This window comes from Paludibacter jiangxiensis (genome assembly GCF_001618385.1).
Taxonomy (GTDB): domain Bacteria; phylum Bacteroidota; class Bacteroidia; order Bacteroidales; family Paludibacteraceae; genus Microbacter; species Microbacter jiangxiensis.
The window spans coordinates 806,544-822,726 of record NZ_BDCR01000004.1; the positions used below are offsets into that span (position 1 = coordinate 806,544).

Genomic DNA, 16,183 nt, shown 5'->3' on the forward strand with positions numbered 1-16,183 from the left:
AATTTATGGGGTTACAACAATGTTGTAATACAGACTGTTATAATATTCATACGCGAATCCGACATATAATTTGTCATTATAAAAATAGGTTGGCAATTTTGAATATTCAAATGGGATGTTCGGATTAGCATTGTATCTGTTTCTCAACGTCCAGCTATCGGTTGTCAGATTATATGCCCAGGTGTCGGTTAAGTTAATTTGGGCTCCTTCAAGGTAAGTATATCCTCCGGACAAATAAATTGTTCCGTTTTGATACAAAAGTGTGCTTGAATTGCGAAAGATTGGGCCACCATTCAACGTACTAATTTTCTGCCATTGATCTGTAAAGACATTATATTGATACAGCTCCCTGTTACCTGTAAACACATACCCATAATTTGGAGAAGCACAACTTGCAATGGCATAGGTTGCCAGATAAGTGCTTAAATCTTTTTTCTGAAGCCATTTTCTTGTCACAAAATCATATTCCCAGAAATCCGGTGCTACATCCATACCATATCCGCTACTGCCTCCGCCCATATAAAGCTTGTCGCCCACAACAAAAGCAAACGTTTTGGAGCCGGCTTTCCCCGGGTAACGTGTTTCTACCGTCCAATTATCGATAACATCATCATACCTCCACAATTCCATTCTGGAATTCGAAGAATCGAACTTATTACTTACATTCGGGAGTATATAGCTTTTACCTCCATAAACAAAGGAGGCATCATTAATCCAGGATACAGATTCGGTAACATCTGCAGGATCCGGCAATTTATTTTTGCGCATCCAAACCTTGGATTCAAGATCATAAACAATGACAGAATAAGCGGGTTGACGATAAACATAGTAAACTTTACTTCCGAGCTTAAAACAAGTACGCAATGCTCCATAACTATACCAGGAAGATGATGGTGGTGTTATATTTTCTATGACCGAGCTACCCGGATAACTTCTCAATTTACTATTCACCAGGTATTTTACACCATTTATATAAACGGATACGGTATAATCACCTGCAGCCAGATTTTCGGGAATCACCGGTTGACACCACGAAACCCCATCGGTCATAGTTCCGGAAGAGCTTAAAGAAGCGGGAAGAGTTATATTATCATTGAGCTTAACGACTACAGAACTGGAAGAAGGAATAAACTTCGTATAATGAACATTGAGTGAGACCGATTTACCTTTTAAAGGTGTTGAACCAATTCCCTGACCTTCGTCAGTATAGTAGCTATCAATTCCGGAACTGTAAAAATCGATATACTTTATACCGAAATCCGTATTATTAAAATCCGAAGACAAATAGACTACCTTGTATGAGGACGAATAAACATTTTTGTCCGATTCGAGTACCGCTCTCACCTTATAATCATGATATTGCGTAGGCATCTTTATTTTCACCCAGGATGAATCCAATCTGTTTTCTGACAAGTTCAAATCATAGGTAAAATGATTATTCATATCTGTAAGCTCATAAAAATCAAGATAGTATTTATGAAATGATGTCCCTGCCCCCTGATCGGTTTTAATTCCAATAACACAGGAGTCCTTTGAAAGAGTTTTTACACTAATAATCGAAATGGAAGGAGTCTCGAAATCTTCATAAATCTTCTTACAACCATGAAGTACCAATGAAAGTAAAATAATTACGGCAGGAATGAGAAGCGTTTTTTTCATGGTTAAAGAGAAAAGATACATTTTCAGTTTTCAATACAAAAAATATAAAAACAAAGATAGATATTTTTTTATTGCCATATAAATATTTTTTTCTCAAAAAAAAACAAAAAACTCAGATCCAAACCAACACAATACCAACCACAACCAAATACGATGGCTTTTTTCTACCTTTGCAAAAAAATAATTTATGAATATTCTTGTCACCTATGCCATCCCACAGGAACGCGTTGCCGTATTTTTCCCCGGTTGCTCCATCACTTACTGCGAAACAGGAGTTGGAAAAGTAAACGCATTATTGGCTGTTATTGATGCAATCGGGATACAAAAGCCCGATTTAATACTCAATATCGGCACTGCGGGTTCGGTCGACCGTGACGTGGATTCAATCGTAATTTGCGACACATTTGTGGACAGGGACATGAAGAAATGCAAGGATTTTGGAGTTACCTATCACCTTGATTTCAAAGAAGAACTACAGAACATTCCCATCATCGAACACTGGGATAAGAACAATACCTGCAATACGGGAGACTCGTTCGTCACCCGCGTAATTGATGAAGCAGACGCTTTTGATATGGAAAACTTCGCCGTAGCTGCATTGTGTAAACGACGCCACATCCCATTCGTTTCCGTGAAATACATTACCGACAAAATCGGAGAAAATTCGGTTAAACACTGGGAAGACAAACTGGAAGATGCCCAAAAGGGACTTCAGGCTTTCTTCCATAGCCAGAAATGAGTTTCATTTGCAGCAGGAAGCGGTGCTTGCTCAATTCTCACCAGCAACAGAGCCATACTCAGAACCAATCGGATTGACACGTTACGTAGAACCTGAACAAAAATAACTCCGTCCTTCAGGGCGGAGTCTCCGAGCCCTTATCCTATTCGGGCTTTAGCCCTGATGCTTTAGTGTTCTACCCCAAACCCCTACAGGGGCTTCAATCTGCCTGTTAGAACCGATTTCATTTCTCAAACTTTCCTGTTTGCACCGCCCCAAAGTTCTTTTAAGGAAATAGAAAATCAGGAACTCTGTTTATTGACGATCCAGCTCATATAATTTCTGCTTAATTTTCCTTATTACTTTGTCAATATCATCGAACACTTCCTCATTTCGAAAGCGAATGACAGTAATACCCAAACGCTCAAGTTCTGCAGTACGTCCGTCATCATAATCTGTTTGGGATGCATGAACTTGACCGTCTACTTCTATAACCAGCTTAGCCGGATGACAATAAAAATCGGCAATAAAAATATCAATCGGATGCTGTGGCTTAAACCGAACTCCCAATTGATTGCGCCTGAGTTTCTCCCAAAGCATCATTTCCGCCTGAGTCATATTTTCCCGTAACTCTTTTGCCTTTGCAAAAATCGAGGGCAAAGCATTGTAATACATGGTATGTTCTACCGTATTCTTTTGAAGCATCGGTGTAAGATTTAGTTCAACCCCAAACCCCTGCAGGGGCTTCAATCTGCCTGTAAAAAAACAATCTCATTTATCAAACTTTCCTGTTTGCACTGTCTCCAAGTCCCCTGTAGGGGATTTAGGGGTAAGCTATGCTATTCCACACTAACATCTCTACTTAGCACGAATCAGGAAACCCACGCTAGCGAAGAGAAACATAACTCCGTCCTTCAGGGCGGAGTCTACAAGACCTTATCCTATTCGGGCTTTAGCCCTGATGCTTTAGTGTTCTACCCCAAACCCCTACAGGGGCTTCAATCTGCCTAAGAAAAACAATCTCATTTCTCAAACTCTCCTGTTTGCACTGTCCCCAAGTCCCCTGTAGGGGAATTGAAAATCAGCGAAGCTAAATAGGGGTAAATTATGCCATTCCACACTAGCTTATCTCTACTTTGTACGGATCAGGAGATCCGCGCTAGCGGAGTCATCAGGGGTATATTCTTTGTTGCAGAAGGTAAATGTATCATTGTTCATACAGAAATCTAGTTTAATCACCGGCTTACCGATTGGTGCGACTGGATTACCTTCCACTGATTATCTATTTTCTCGTAAACAAACGACCAGTCAAATTTTGTAGCAACGACAGAGCCATTCTTCAATTCAATCTGCGATTCACCGCTAGCAGTCAACAACGCAATAGATTCGGACAATACCGTAATCTTCTCTTTCTGCACGGTGATGTGCTGTCCGGCCACACCCGAAGATCGTGACTTGAGCAAATCAATCAACTCATCATACTTCTCATAATAAGTGCCGCCAACAATAAAACCTGCACTATGCTTGTCATCCACACCTGTGGTAAGTTTATTATAGTCCAGATTTTCTCCAGCCTTAATCATTTCATGAAAAATTGAGTCCACCCGGGTTTCAATTGCTTTTGATGAAGGTTTTTGTCCGCTCACATTGCAGACATATCCCAACGAAAAAAATCCCAATCAGACAATGAGTATTGCTTTTTTCATACGATAATAATTTATTTTTTAAAGGTCGTATGTAACTTCATGTTGCTGAAATTATTTCCCGATAGCTATCAGGAACCCTTGAGCGTTGTAAAGCAACATGTTCGTTTCATACCATTTTTTTATTAGAAGGATGAACAGGTATTACGCATTTAAGAATTACATAATTAGATAAGAGGCTTCCGCCCCTATGCCCCCTACTTCCTTTTTGTCCCCTCCCTTTCGGTCGGGATGTTCCACTTAAACTAAAAAGGAAGCAAAAAAATTCAAGGCTATGCATGGTTGCTCACGCGATGCATTAACTCCGTTGATTTTCAATTTGCGCGAGAGCAGTATCCTATTTCTACATCGGCAGAGCCATACGCAGAACCTCAACCCGTTTTACACGCTACTCAGAACCAGAGGAACATAAATCGAAAATGGACAATCTAGTGCCAGTTTTGCTCTTTCTATTAAATCAAAAACATTGCCGGTTTCAGCAACCTATATATTGATGGAATTTTCCGGATATATACCTCCGCTTGGTTTGCTCATGCGATTACATCGCGTGAACGGAAGTCTTTTTTCTTTTCATTTATTCTCTTGGTAATCCGAACTTAATAGGAATCGTATATTTCATTGATATAGGCTGACCTGTTTTTATGGCAGGTTTCCATTTTGGCATTAACGAAAGTACCCTTATCGCCTCATTATCCAGATCTCCTCTTACTCCTTTAACTATTGTGATATTTGTAATCTTACCGGTTTTGTATACTACAAAACGGATTATGACGGTTCCTTCTACTCGATCTTTCCAAGCAGATTCCGGATATCGTAAATGGGAGGAAATAAATTGAAAACATTTTTCTTTTCCACCTGGAAATTCAGGCATAGTATCCACAATACAAATTGTATCTATACCGTTTGTTTCATGTTCAATGCCATTGATCACAATTTTATGATACTTGTTGGTTGGTGTCTGTGCATACAATAACCCCACAACACTTATAAGACACGGGATAATAACTTTTTTCATATATTTCTGCATTTTCCTACTCGATATATTCTCACGATGCCCTCTTAGCACAAGCCTAAGCGAAGCGGGGCACTGTCCCCAAGTCCCCGGCTGGCGCAGAGCTCTGCTCTGTGCCCATGCCATACTAAATTCTTTCATGATTAGCACGGATCAGGAGATCCGCGCTAGCGGAGAAACTTATCTTATATTTTTTGAAACAATCCGGATCATATCATCTTCGATCTTAGGTTCATATGTAAAATTATATTTCCACAAGAACTGAGAAAGCAGTAGATTGTGTTTGTTGTTTTCAAATTTTGGTCGTTTACCTTTTTGTAATGCGATTTTAGCATAATCTCCTCCTAATTGGGTTAATCCTTCAACCACGAACTCTTCATCATACGTAGACGTGATGCATTTCTGTGTAAAGAGAGTGAGTTTATATTCTTGATTTGTACTATTCTTCAATAATTCAATCACGAGTTCTTTGCTCAGTTTAATCTCTTGTTGGGTACTTAGTATTTTGCAGACTGTTGTAGCTAATTGGGGTTGCTTATCTACTATTTCTATCGATAGGGTATAAATTATGGTTAGTCTTTCATTTTGTGTAAGGCGATCATTTTGCAGTAGTTTTAAGGCAATATTCGGTTTGAGGTCTAACTCTTTAATTAGAAAAAAATAGCTGCTTTTATTCTCTAAAATAAAATCAATTGTTTGATTTTTAAAATGATCTTCTATGAGCTGATAATTATGTAGATTAAATTCTATTCCTTTCGTTTCAATCAGATATTGAACTCGGACTTCTTCTAATTGAGTAAAATCAGTATCATTAAAAGTTTGATCAAAAGCCTTCCTGATATTCTTATAAACTTGCAACGATAATTGATTCGTATTAATCAATAAAGCAAATAAAAGTTTCCCATGTTTTTCTGAGATGTAATCTCTTATTGAATGTAATGCTAATATTTCATTATTGAGTTCTATAAAATGGATTAGATCTACCGATATTTTTATTTCACCATCCTCAGGAAAAGTATAAAGTGCAATATTATTCCATGTTGGGGAAATAATATTACTTCTTAAAGCCAAATCCCAGTATTCTTCATCTATATCATTAATATCATCTATTTTATTCTCTTGCTTTGATAAATAATACAGTTTTGTTTCTTCTTGAATATCTGGATTATTAATGATCTCAGCGTTAATAGTCGATGATTCGTGAATACTTGTAGACGGAAAAACATTTTCCAAGCAATCGGTTATATTAGCATCTACATATTCCCATAATTTCACATTATCAGAATCCATTATAGCAGTATAACTGGCTTTTGAATACAAAGCTTCATACGATGGATTAAATGCTTTGAGAATGGCTAATATATTATCATTAGTTAATTGATAGAAATAACCATCAACTACATATTGCAAGCACTCAACGACTAATCTTTCTGATAGTACGAGATTTTGATATTTGATATTCAGTTCTTTCGTTATAAATTTAAAGTTATTCAAACTATTTTCGCTGGGTTGTTGAGAAATAAAATCAAATCGGGTTGATATATACGTTTTGAATTCTTCAGTCTTGTAACTTTCAATCTTAGATTGAGGAAAGAATTTCAATAAAATCTCAAAATTGAGATTGGCAAGTTCTTGGTCTTGCTGTTTTTTTATGGCAACCATAAAAAACTTATTCCAAGAATTTAATAGTTCATTAAAGAAAGGCGTAGCATCTAATCCTTGTTCATAATATGCCTTGATGAAATCGAATGATTTTCCTTTTTTTACGTATTCTACAATGTTACTTGATTGTTGCACATATTGATCTTTGGTATTTACGAGAAAATGAACCAAATCAATGTTCAACATGGATCCTGTAGAAAAGCTGGCATCCAGCAGTTGTTCAATAACGGCTTCAGGCTTATGAATGTGATAGTGATACTCTTTCTTTCTTCCACAATTAGCACCCAATACAAATGCCTTATCTGAGATTGTCATTGTTCCGGGATAGAAATAGGATATATAATCGTAATAATCTTCATCGATATAGCCATTGCGTAATAGGAAAGAGATTAAATGGCTATCTTCTACCTCATGGAAAAAAGCTTCTGCCGAATACTGCTGAAGAATCTGACCCAACGATTGAGATTTGATTTCTATAATAGATAAATCAAGTTTTTTTATGTCTGTGTTTATTTCATCTACTCGTTTTGGAATCAATGATACCCGCTGTTGATATGTATAATTGGGATCGACCTCTTTTTCTATAGTTTGGAATTTTGTTTCTAAGCTTACAAAATCTCTATTACTTCTCCAGTAGTACTGAAAATCGTTGTTCATCAGCTTATTGAATAAAGAAGGGTCTTTGGCTACCTCTGCTAATAAATGCTTCTTACTTGAATCATAGGATTCAGAAAATGCAAAAATTGAGGGATGATGAATGGAATAATGAAATATATAGTATTTTCTAAGTTCTTCTTGAGAAAAAGCCTGATATTGGGTTTGAATCTTTACTAACTCTGCTTTTAAAGCATCACGTTGTTTCTCTTTTGAAGCTATCGAACTTTTAATATATTTTTCTTTATTGGAAATAGCATCGTAAACAATCCCTTTCTGATTGTGCAGCGAAGCAAAACCTTTCGGATAGTAGTTTTTATATATAATCATGGCCAATAACTTCTTTTGCTCTAATTGGTCCGCTAATCTATAGCGATATTGCTTGTATTCATTGACGATATTCAATAAAAGGCGCATATCATCTATGTAAAAGCCAAGCTCTTTGCAAACCTGATCGGAGATATCCGAATCGGTCTCAGGAATAATCTTATGCAATGAATCCCTCAGTTTTTCGCAAGAGTTGGAGGGATTAATTATCGGTATTACGGTTACTATATAATCGAAGAATTTGGTACGGGATGAATCATTGAAGATATCATCTTTCACCGCGTAGATAAAGGTGATTTTTCGTGTTCTGTCAGGATTAATTGCCTTAGATCTGTTGAGTAATTGGTTTAGCTCCCTTAGCTTTAAAAAGATATGATGGGTGGCAAAGCGATCCAGATCTTCAATTATAACAACATTATAGTTAGTTACTTCAAAGAAGTATATAATTTCATCCAGGTGTTTATTGAAAATAGAAGTATTTTCAGCCAGATCAATTTCTCCGTCTTTTAGATTTATCTTATTTAGTCGGCTATTGTACAGATTGGTAATCAGCCATCGAATGATACAGAATCCACAAATTACGATATAGATTAGAGCTAAAATATCCCAAATTGTTTTAGCTGTGGTCCCTACCGCAAGCAGATTATAAAGAAATTGATTGTATAAGAGCTTTGGTTCAAGTACGATACATAATGCTGCGATAAAAATTATACTCAGAATTGAATATACAAAACTCTTACATTTGTCGATATGTTTAATCCGTTTGAATCTGGATTCGGGAATATCCTGAATCCGTTCTTTATAAATTAGTTGCTGAAGAATACTGTATTCTATTAATCGATTCAAAGATGCTTCATTGTCTAATTGAATTGACTTTTCTGACTTCTTTTTTTTATCAAGGGTTGTTTTAGTGGGTTGAGATCCTTTCGGTTGATTATTTTGTGCATCTAGTTGTTTTTCAGCATCTTTTTCTGAACCTACAATTTCTTCATCTTCAATTTCAGGTATTTCCTTGTATGCTTCCAACGTAGCTAAAGAGATGTCAAGATAATTATATTCGGAAAAATCATGCTTTAAAGTTTTCAGAATAGAACTTTTACCCGACCCAAATGGTCCGGTAAGAGCTATATTAGATACGTTTGGATCGGGTAATTTTGCCGCTAAATCCCATACAGTTTGATAAGACTTATTTGGTTCTCCGTTCTCATCTTCTTGTTGAATAATGGTGGCCGCTAAGTCAAATTGCTTTTGCACATTTGATGTGCTTTCATCGTTATCTTTACATTCTACCTTGTTTTGATGTTGTAGCTTGTTGAGCAACCAATTCAATGCTTGTATGATGCAGTTTTTCATGGAATAATATTTCGAGAGATGGGTTTTATTTTGGATTTGATGAATTCGTAAAGTTGAGCTAATTTATTTAGAGACCTTCTTTGATTCAAGGTTGAGCCAATCAGCATCTGGTCTTCACAACCAAAGCGTTTTGTACAAAAATCTTCAGTTCAACCGCAATACAGACAGCCACAGTCATTTAACTTTCGCTCCCGCAAACTTACTATTTTTCTTTAACATCATAACCGTTTTTACATATAATGATGTAATATTTCGTAATAATATTTCAACTACTTATTAAAAACCACTGCAAAATATTTTGAATATCTTCCGGCAGTTTATAAAACAAAAAAAGCCCTCACAGTGTGAGAGCTTTCGTTGAAGATGCATGGCACCTGTATTATTTCTATCGCTTCATCGACATGATCATTGTGGCGACTTCGGCTGCCTGATTCTTGTTGTAACGGAAAGTCATTTCGCGAATATTGATCAGGTCGATAATGGTACCGATACAGCACAATCCTCCGGTAAGGAAGTAAAGGATGCCCATACCGATTTCACCCAGCATAAAGCGCTGCAACCCTGCCACACCCAGAAAACCGATCAAAGTCATAATCAACATTGTCTGTTGTTCTTTGCGACGGCCTGCATATAACGAAATAAACTGTTGTTGCTGATTCTCTGTCATGTCTTCTGTCAGAGTCTGAATGAAAATCAGTTCATCCGGCTGCATGCCGGGAAGCATCATAAATAATTTTTGTTGATCCATGGCTTTTGTGTGGTTTAAGTGTGTATAATGACTTGATTGTTGTATACAGTATGATTAGTACGGCAGGAATGCCCAGCAGATGCTCGTGAAACGAACGCGCAAAATTTAAGTGCAAAGCGTCGTGCATGGCATGACCGATGCCGCATCCGGGACAGGAGTGAAAGCCCACCATTTTGAAAAGGCAAAAGGAAGCACTATCCTTTGATGTGTCCATAAAGAATAGCAAAACAAGAGCGGTAAGCCAAATAGCTGGTTCGACAAGCTGTCTGAATTTGTGAGGCATAGTAAGTTGTTTATGCCCTGCAAATATATGCTATTTTTCTATTAAATAAGCAGCCGTATGCAATCTGGGGTAATTACACGTGAAGATATTGATAAGGGGCTTCCGCCCCTGTGACCCCGATCTCCTTTTTATCTTGACATAAAAAGGAGACAAAAAGGTCAAGGCTATGCCCGCTTCGCTTAAAAAAACCGGCGTTCGCCAAGCTAAATCGCCCAAACTCACTCCTTCCTTACGTCAGGAGTTTCTAACAGTGGGCGATTTTACGCTTCACTCACTTGTTTTTTTGCTCACCGGACAAGGCCGTTCCTAATCTGACTCAGCAACATTAGCCTATTTTGAAATTTTATCTGAAGCGGACTTTCTGTGTCATGTCCAGACGAAGCAAAATAAACAGCATGACGGTAAATGACCAGAGTGAAGAGCCTCCGTAACTAAAGAAAGGTAGCGGAATACCGATTACGGGCGTTATCCCCAACACCATCCCCACGTTTATCAATACGTGGAAGAGCATTATACTCACTATAGAATAGGCATAAACCCGGGTAAATGTGTCGCGCTGATTCTCCGCTATCCGCATGATCCGGTAAAAGAGCAGTCCGAATAAACATAACACTCCGGCAGCACCCACAAATCCGTGTTCTTCACCAATAGTGCAATAGATAAAGTCGGTATCCTGTTCAGGAACGTATTTCAGTTTGGTCTGAGTACCGTTCAAAAAGCCTTTTCCAACCCAGCCGCCCGAACCGATAGCGATTTTGGATTGATTCACGTTGTAACCAACGCCTTTGGGGTCTTTTTCCATACCCAGCACCACTTTAATACGTGTCTGTTGGTGAGGCTCAAGAATATGATCAAAGAAATAATCGACGGAGAAACTTACGCCTACCGATCCGATAGCAAACAGCGCCACCCAGATATACGAACGTTTACTCCGGTAAAGAAAGAGGAACAACAGGTAAATGGCAGCACCAATCACAGCGATCAGGGCAAAAATCTGGTACTGTACATCAAACCAGATATTGAGCAAACCGGCAATGGCAAACAGAACAGCTGTACCGCCAAGAATATGCAACATGGTAGTTCCGTCGGATTCGTATGCAATTACGCAACCCATCACCACAAGCAGTATAAAGATAAATGCCAGCATAAATCCAAGTGAACCCACGTTATGATAAACGGGCAAATCACTCAATGGAACGATGATAAGAAACAAGACCACCATACAGGCTGCCACCATCAGGAAAACACCGGGCAAACCTTCGCGGTAAAGCATCAGGAAAAAGGCAAAGAATACCAGCGCCGATCCGGTTTCCGACTGAAGGATAATGAGCATACAGGGCAACATAATGAGCCCTATCGCCCCTAACGCATCTCGCCGGTTCCCCATCGAAAAGCCCGTCTTGCTGATAAATTTCCCCAACGCCAGTGCTGTTGCGAGCTTAGCCAGCTCGGCCGGCTGAAAACTGATGGGGCCAAATACCAACCAGGAGTGAGACCCCTTGATATTCGGCGCTATAAATATGGTAACCAGCAGTAGCAAGAGCATTGCCCAGTAAAACAGGTTGGCCATCTGCTCGTATATCTTTCCGTCTATCAACAGAATAGAACCGGCTATGACCAGCGCACAGGCGATCCATATCAACTGCTTTCCGGAGCGATATTCGAAACCCCAAAAAGTAGTCTGGGTGTAGTCATAACTTGCACCGTACACGTTGAACCACCCGAATATGATCATAATCAGGTAAAGAGCAACAATCCACCAATCAATTGTCTGTGCTAATCTTATTCTGCGTTCCATAATTATGTATCAAAACGGTACTTGCCATTCTATCCAGCAATTCCTGACGCTGAGGAGAAATCTTCCTGCGCAGGTAAAACTCTATCATCAAACTACTGATGGGCACTGCATATGTTGCACCGAAACCACTGTTTTCGACAATACACATAATAGCAATTTTCGGATGCACTTTCGGGGCAAATCCCATAAATACAGAGTGGTCCTTACGGGGCGGATCCTGTGCCGTACCTGTTTTCCCACAAACCTCTATGCCCGGTATCTGACCACCTTTGGCAGTACCACCCAAAATAGCCATTTCCATACCCCTCACACATACATCATAGTATCTTTTCTCGATGGCAGTAGTATGTTTTTCTTTGAATTTTTCAGGAATCGGTTGATTTTCTATATACTTCACCATGTGCGGAGTAATCCAATATCCGCGATTGGCAACATTGGCACAAAGGTTAGCAATTTGCATGGCAGTAGCCACCACCTCACCCTGACCAATAGAAATAGAAACCACGTTGAGCGAGCGCCAGCGTCCTTTCCCATGAACACGGTCGTATGCCTTGGTAGTAGGAACATTTCCGCCATTTTCGTGAGGCAAATCCACTCCGAGTTTCTTACCGAAACCGAAAGTCATAATATCCGAACGCCAAATATTGAACGCTTCGGTAATATTTTTGTATTTATCGTTATCGAGCATAGCCCTCAAGCCTGCACAAAAATAGGCATTACACGAGTTGGCAATAGCTCCGTAAAGATCGAGCGGAGATGCGTGTGCGTGACAGGCCAGATGGAAGTGTCCTACCGTATAACCACGGTGACACGGGTATCGTGTTCCTCCGTTTATAATATTGTTTTGTTGCAGCACCAGTGCATTTGCCACCTTGAAAGTCGATCCCGGCGGATAACGCGCCATCACCGTACGATCGAGCAAAGGTTTATTGGGATTGGCATTCAATTCTTTGAACATGGCAGAACGCTGACGGCCGACCATCAATGTTGGATCGTAAGTAGGCGACGATACAGCAGCCAGAATCTCACCTGTTGAGGGTTCTATCGCAACAATACTACCCCGTTTGCCATTCATCAAACGTTCGCCCAGCATTTGCAGCTCAATATCAAGCCCGAGCCGGAGTGTTTTACCCGGAATCGGTTCTTCGTCATAAGCACCATTGGCATAACGGCCTTTGATACGTCCGCGAGAATCTCTCAGCATTATCTGTACTCCTTTTTCACCACGGAGTTCTTCTTCATAACTCTTTTCCAAACCGGTAATACCGATATAGTCGCCCATTTTGTAGTAATCGTCCTTCTCGATAGTGGTACGCGACACCTCTCCGATGGAACCGAGGGCATGAGCAGCTGACTTGTAGGCATAATCGCGGATAGTTCGCTGCTGAATGGAGAAACCCGGAAAACGGTATAATTTTTCCATCAGGCGGGCATAATCGTCAGCCAGCAACTGGTTGACAAATACCTGAGGAGTAAAAGGAGAATAGTTGTGGTTGATCTTCTTGTCTTTGATTTCATTCATACGGTCGACGAAATCTTCTTTTGTAATACCCAATGTATTACAGAAATCCATCGTATCGAGCGAAGTCACCTCCTTCATTGTCACCATCACATCATACGAAGGACGGTTGTAAACGAGAAGTTTACCAAAACGGTCATAAATCAGACCTCTTGGAGGAAAGATAGTCCGTTTCAGGAAAGCATTCCCTTCGGCAGACTCTTTATACGATTCGGTAAACACCTGAAGAAATAGCAGACGCGCAATGAAGATCAGAATAATCAACGCTATCAGGCCACCGATAACGTATTTTCGGTTTTGCAGCTCATCGTTGATCATGCTTACTTAAATTTTTGGGTACTCAGCACCAGCAAGATGGTGACTACTGAGTTGATGGCTGTTTTAAGAAGTACCAGCCAGTAGTGTTGAAATGAAAAAGCTTCAAGCGTAAATAACAACAAATGAAGCACAATGACCATACAAGTCACATATTTCAGGAAGATAGGCAGTCCCAGCACTTTTACCGAAGGCTCATAGTTGGCATACATATCTTTAGGTACAAACAGTTGCAGCAGATCTTTACGTGCAAAAGCCACAAAAACAGTTGCAAAAGCGTACATTCCGGGAGTATTGGAGAAAATATCAATCACCATTCCCATCAGAAAAGCTACCAAAAGAGTCAGAGAACGGTTAACGCCCGTGGGAAACGAGATGACAAACCAGATATAAATAAGCGGATTGACATATCCAAGAAAACGGATATTATTGAAAATCAGCACCTGCAACAGCACAAGCACGATAAAGCGTAAAGTATGTTTCAACACAAGATTCGTACTCATTGCTCATCCTCCTTCTGCACTTCACGCAGTTCTTCTTTATATTTGAATTTCACCACCTTCACGTACGAAAGAGTACGGAAGATAGCGGCTGTTTTAGCTTCAATCGAATAGTAACTCTTATTTTCTGGAGTAGCACACCGTGTGACATATCCGACAGGAATACCTTCGGGGAAAATAGATGAGAATCCGCTGGTTACCAAGGTATCGCGCACATGAATCACAGCATGACGGGGAACCTCATCCACTTGTACATAATCGGGATCGATGCCATTCCAGAGCAGGACTCCAAAATCATTAGACCGTTTTGATTTACAGCTAATGCGTGATTTGGAGTTAAGAACCGGTATTACAGATGCATAATGGTCGGTCACCGCGCTAACCACGCCAACCACACCCTGATTGTTGATCACACCCATTTCCGGTTCAATACCATCCAAACGACCTTTGTTGAGCGTAATAGTGTTTTTCAGCTTATTGACACTATTGCTGATTACTTTAGCAGCAATAAACTGATATTCTTTATCCGCCAACACCAAAGGCCGTCTGTCTGTGGTATCTGTAAGTTGTGCCAACTCGGCTTCGAGTCTGACAACTTTATTTTTAAGCTGATTGTTCTCGTCCGAAAGCTGTTTATTGGCTTCTGACAGTCCGAAATACTCTACGAAAGAGTTGGCTGCCGAATAGACCGAAGCCGAAATATAATTGCTCGACGATAAAAAAGAGGCACGTTGAAAGCTGTTTTGATTGACAATGAAGACAAAAGAGATTGCCTCCAGAAATACAAAGAGGAAGTATACCCCATAGCGCATCAAAAATCGCAACAGTTGTTCCATGCCTGATTTTTATGGTTGCCTGTTATCGCAACAAGAACGAGAAACGGTTTACATTCTTCAACGCAACGCCTGTACCACGCGCAACAGCATGGAGAGGATCGTCGGCAATGTGGAATGGAATATTCATTTTATTAGCCAAACGCTTATCAAGACCTTTCAGCAAGGCGCCACCACCCGCAAGGTAGATACCGTTACGAACGATATCGGCATACAATTCGGGAGGAGTTTGTTCAAGCGCACTCAACACAGCCGTTTCGATCTTCGAAATGGTTTTATCGAGAGCGTGAGCAATTTCCTGATAAGAAATAGGTACTTCCATCGGAAGCGCGGTCATACGGTTCGGGCCGCGTACCACAAAGTCTTCCGGAGCATCTTCCAACGATGTCAAAGCTGCACCTACATTCATTTTAATCATTTCGGCAGTACGTTCGCCCACCTTCATGTTATGCTGACGACCCATATACTCTACAATATCGTCCGTCAAATCGTCACCGGCAATACGGATAGATTTGTTGGTAACGATACCGCCAAGAGAGATCACGGCAATTTCGGTTGTACCACCACCGATATCAACAACCATGTTTCCTTCCGGAGCTTCAACATCGAGTCCGATACCGATAGCAGCAGCCATAGGTTCGTAAATCATGTAAACTTCACGTCCACCGGCGTGTTCAGAAGAGTCGCGCACAGCACGAATTTCAACTTCGGTACTGCCTGAAGGAATACAAACCACCATTTTCAATGATGGAGTGAAGAATGTCTTCTGTGTTTGCAGCATTTTAATCATACCGCGGATCATCAGCTCGGCAGCGTAGAAGTCGGCAATCACACCATCGCGCAAAGGACGCACGGTACGAATGTCTTCATGAACCTTCCCTTGCATCTGACGGGCACGTTCGCCGACAGCGATCAGCTTGTCGGTACGACGATCGAGGGCAACCACCGAAGGCTGGTCCACAACGATCTTGTCGTTATGAATGATAATCGTATTGGCCGTTCCAAGGTCAATAGCGATTTCTTGTGTCAATGAAAATAATCCCATTATTCAGTTGGTTATGAATGAATTTATATTTTATCAAATGATAGAACCAAGAAT

The 16,183-nt window shown here is 40.1% G+C and carries 14 protein-coding genes; 2 read left to right on the top strand and 12 right to left on the bottom strand.

Annotation, left to right across the window (positions count from 1 at the left end; all coding sequences use genetic code 11):
• Positions 1–3: 3 nt before the first annotated feature.
• Positions 4–1,659 carry a Kelch repeat-containing protein gene (locus tag PJIAN_RS13485; protein WP_172795618.1) on the bottom strand — a complete coding sequence of 552 codons (1,656 nt, stop codon included), beginning with the start codon at positions 1,657–1,659 and terminating at the stop codon, positions 4–6.
• A 187-nt stretch (positions 1,660–1,846) separates the two neighbouring features.
• On the opposite strand from PJIAN_RS13485, the gene PJIAN_RS13490 reads away from it, so the two are divergent.
• Complete coding sequence (locus PJIAN_RS13490) at positions 1,847–2,398, top strand: 5'-methylthioadenosine/S-adenosylhomocysteine nucleosidase family protein (RefSeq protein ID WP_068705929.1); 552 nt, start codon at positions 1,847–1,849, stop codon at positions 2,396–2,398.
• A gap of 294 nt (positions 2,399–2,692) precedes the next feature.
• Here PJIAN_RS13490 and PJIAN_RS13495 read toward each other — a convergent pair whose 3' ends face one another.
• From PJIAN_RS13495 to PJIAN_RS14820, 6 genes are all read right to left on the bottom strand, one after another.
• Complete coding sequence (locus tag PJIAN_RS13495) at positions 2,693–3,082, bottom strand: endonuclease domain-containing protein (protein WP_068706482.1); 390 nt, start codon at positions 3,080–3,082, stop codon at positions 2,693–2,695.
• Positions 3,083–3,612: 530 nt separating this feature from the next.
• Positions 3,613–4,023 (bottom strand): nuclear transport factor 2 family protein, encoded by a 411-nt coding sequence (locus PJIAN_RS13500; protein WP_369691206.1) that lies wholly within the window; start codon positions 4,021–4,023, stop codon positions 3,613–3,615.
• A gap of 631 nt (positions 4,024–4,654) precedes the next feature.
• Entirely contained in the window at positions 4,655–5,233 is a 579-nt protein-coding gene (locus tag PJIAN_RS13505) for an energy transducer TonB (protein WP_068705935.1), read from the bottom strand.
• 39 nt (positions 5,234–5,272) lie between these two features.
• Positions 5,273–9,088, bottom strand: a complete 3,816-nt coding sequence (locus tag PJIAN_RS13510) for a YobI family P-loop NTPase (protein ID WP_068705937.1) — start codon at positions 9,086–9,088, stop codon at positions 5,273–5,275.
• 385 nt (positions 9,089–9,473) lie between these two features.
• Positions 9,474–9,836, bottom strand: coding sequence for a TM2 domain-containing protein (locus PJIAN_RS13515; protein ID WP_068705939.1), 363 nt, complete (start codon positions 9,834–9,836; stop codon positions 9,474–9,476).
• Positions 9,787–10,119 carry a DUF2752 domain-containing protein gene (locus PJIAN_RS14820; RefSeq protein WP_084252420.1) on the bottom strand — a complete coding sequence of 111 codons (333 nt, stop codon included), beginning with the start codon at positions 10,117–10,119 and terminating at the stop codon, positions 9,787–9,789. The genes PJIAN_RS13515 and PJIAN_RS14820 overlap by 50 nt, the downstream gene beginning before the upstream one ends.
• 166 nt (positions 10,120–10,285) lie before the next feature.
• Between PJIAN_RS14820 and PJIAN_RS14950 the strand changes: the two genes are divergently transcribed.
• The gene (locus tag PJIAN_RS14950; protein ID WP_153802578.1) at positions 10,286–10,429 is read left to right on the top strand and encodes a hypothetical protein; all 144 of its coding nucleotides are present in this window, start codon (positions 10,286–10,288) and stop codon (positions 10,427–10,429) included.
• A gap of 33 nt (positions 10,430–10,462) precedes the next feature.
• Here the strand turns inward: PJIAN_RS14950 and rodA are convergent, their stop codons facing one another.
• From rodA to PJIAN_RS13540, 5 genes are read right to left on the bottom strand one after another with little or no spacing between them, the layout of a single operon-like run.
• Positions 10,463–11,920 carry a rod shape-determining protein RodA gene (rodA, locus tag PJIAN_RS13520; RefSeq protein WP_439951414.1) on the bottom strand — a complete coding sequence of 486 codons (1,458 nt, stop codon included), beginning with the start codon at positions 11,918–11,920 and terminating at the stop codon, positions 10,463–10,465.
• Entirely contained in the window at positions 11,883–13,754 is a 1,872-nt protein-coding gene (locus PJIAN_RS13525) for a peptidoglycan D,D-transpeptidase FtsI family protein (protein ID WP_068705943.1), read from the bottom strand. The genes rodA and PJIAN_RS13525 overlap by 38 nt, the downstream gene beginning before the upstream one ends.
• 2 nt (positions 13,755–13,756) lie before the next feature.
• Positions 13,757–14,254, bottom strand: coding sequence for a rod shape-determining protein MreD (gene mreD, locus PJIAN_RS13530; protein ID WP_068705945.1), 498 nt, complete (start codon positions 14,252–14,254; stop codon positions 13,757–13,759).
• On the bottom strand, positions 14,251–15,087 hold the full coding sequence (mreC, locus tag PJIAN_RS13535; RefSeq protein ID WP_068705953.1) for a rod shape-determining protein MreC: 837 nt from the start codon (positions 15,085–15,087) through the stop codon (positions 14,251–14,253). Before mreC ends, mreD begins: the two co-directional genes overlap by 4 nt.
• 22 nt (positions 15,088–15,109) lie before the next feature.
• The gene (locus PJIAN_RS13540) at positions 15,110–16,129 is read right to left on the bottom strand and encodes a rod shape-determining protein (protein WP_068705955.1); all 1,020 of its coding nucleotides are present in this window, start codon (positions 16,127–16,129) and stop codon (positions 15,110–15,112) included.
• Positions 16,130–16,183 lie beyond the last annotated feature (54 nt).

Coding starts and splice junctions, on each gene's coding strand:
- PJIAN_RS13485 (WP_172795618.1), bottom strand. CDS start 1,659: ATGAAAAAAACGCTTCTCATTCCTGCCGTAATTATTTTACTTTCATTG.
- PJIAN_RS13510 (WP_068705937.1), bottom strand. CDS start 9,088: ATGAAAAACTGCATCATACAAGCATTGAATTGGTTGCTCAACAAGCTA.
- PJIAN_RS13525 (WP_068705943.1), bottom strand. CDS start 13,754: ATGATCAACGATGAGCTGCAAAACCGAAAATACGTTATCGGTGGCCTG.
- mreD (WP_068705945.1), bottom strand. CDS start 14,254: ATGAGTACGAATCTTGTGTTGAAACATACTTTACGCTTTATCGTGCTT.
- PJIAN_RS13515 (WP_068705939.1), bottom strand. CDS start 9,836: ATGGATCAACAAAAATTATTTATGATGCTTCCCGGCATGCAGCCGGAT.
- PJIAN_RS13540 (WP_068705955.1), bottom strand. CDS start 16,129: ATGGGATTATTTTCATTGACACAAGAAATCGCTATTGACCTTGGAACG.
- PJIAN_RS14950 (WP_153802578.1), top strand. CDS start 10,286: ATGCCCGCTTCGCTTAAAAAAACCGGCGTTCGCCAAGCTAAATCGCCC.
- PJIAN_RS13490 (WP_068705929.1), top strand. CDS start 1,847: ATGAATATTCTTGTCACCTATGCCATCCCACAGGAACGCGTTGCCGTA.
- PJIAN_RS13495 (WP_068706482.1), bottom strand. CDS start 3,082: ATGCTTCAAAAGAATACGGTAGAACATACCATGTATTACAATGCTTTG.
- mreC (WP_068705953.1), bottom strand. CDS start 15,087: ATGGAACAACTGTTGCGATTTTTGATGCGCTATGGGGTATACTTCCTC.
- PJIAN_RS14820 (WP_084252420.1), bottom strand. CDS start 10,119: ATGCCTCACAAATTCAGACAGCTTGTCGAACCAGCTATTTGGCTTACC.
- PJIAN_RS13505 (WP_068705935.1), bottom strand. CDS start 5,233: ATGAAAGAATTTAGTATGGCATGGGCACAGAGCAGAGCTCTGCGCCAG.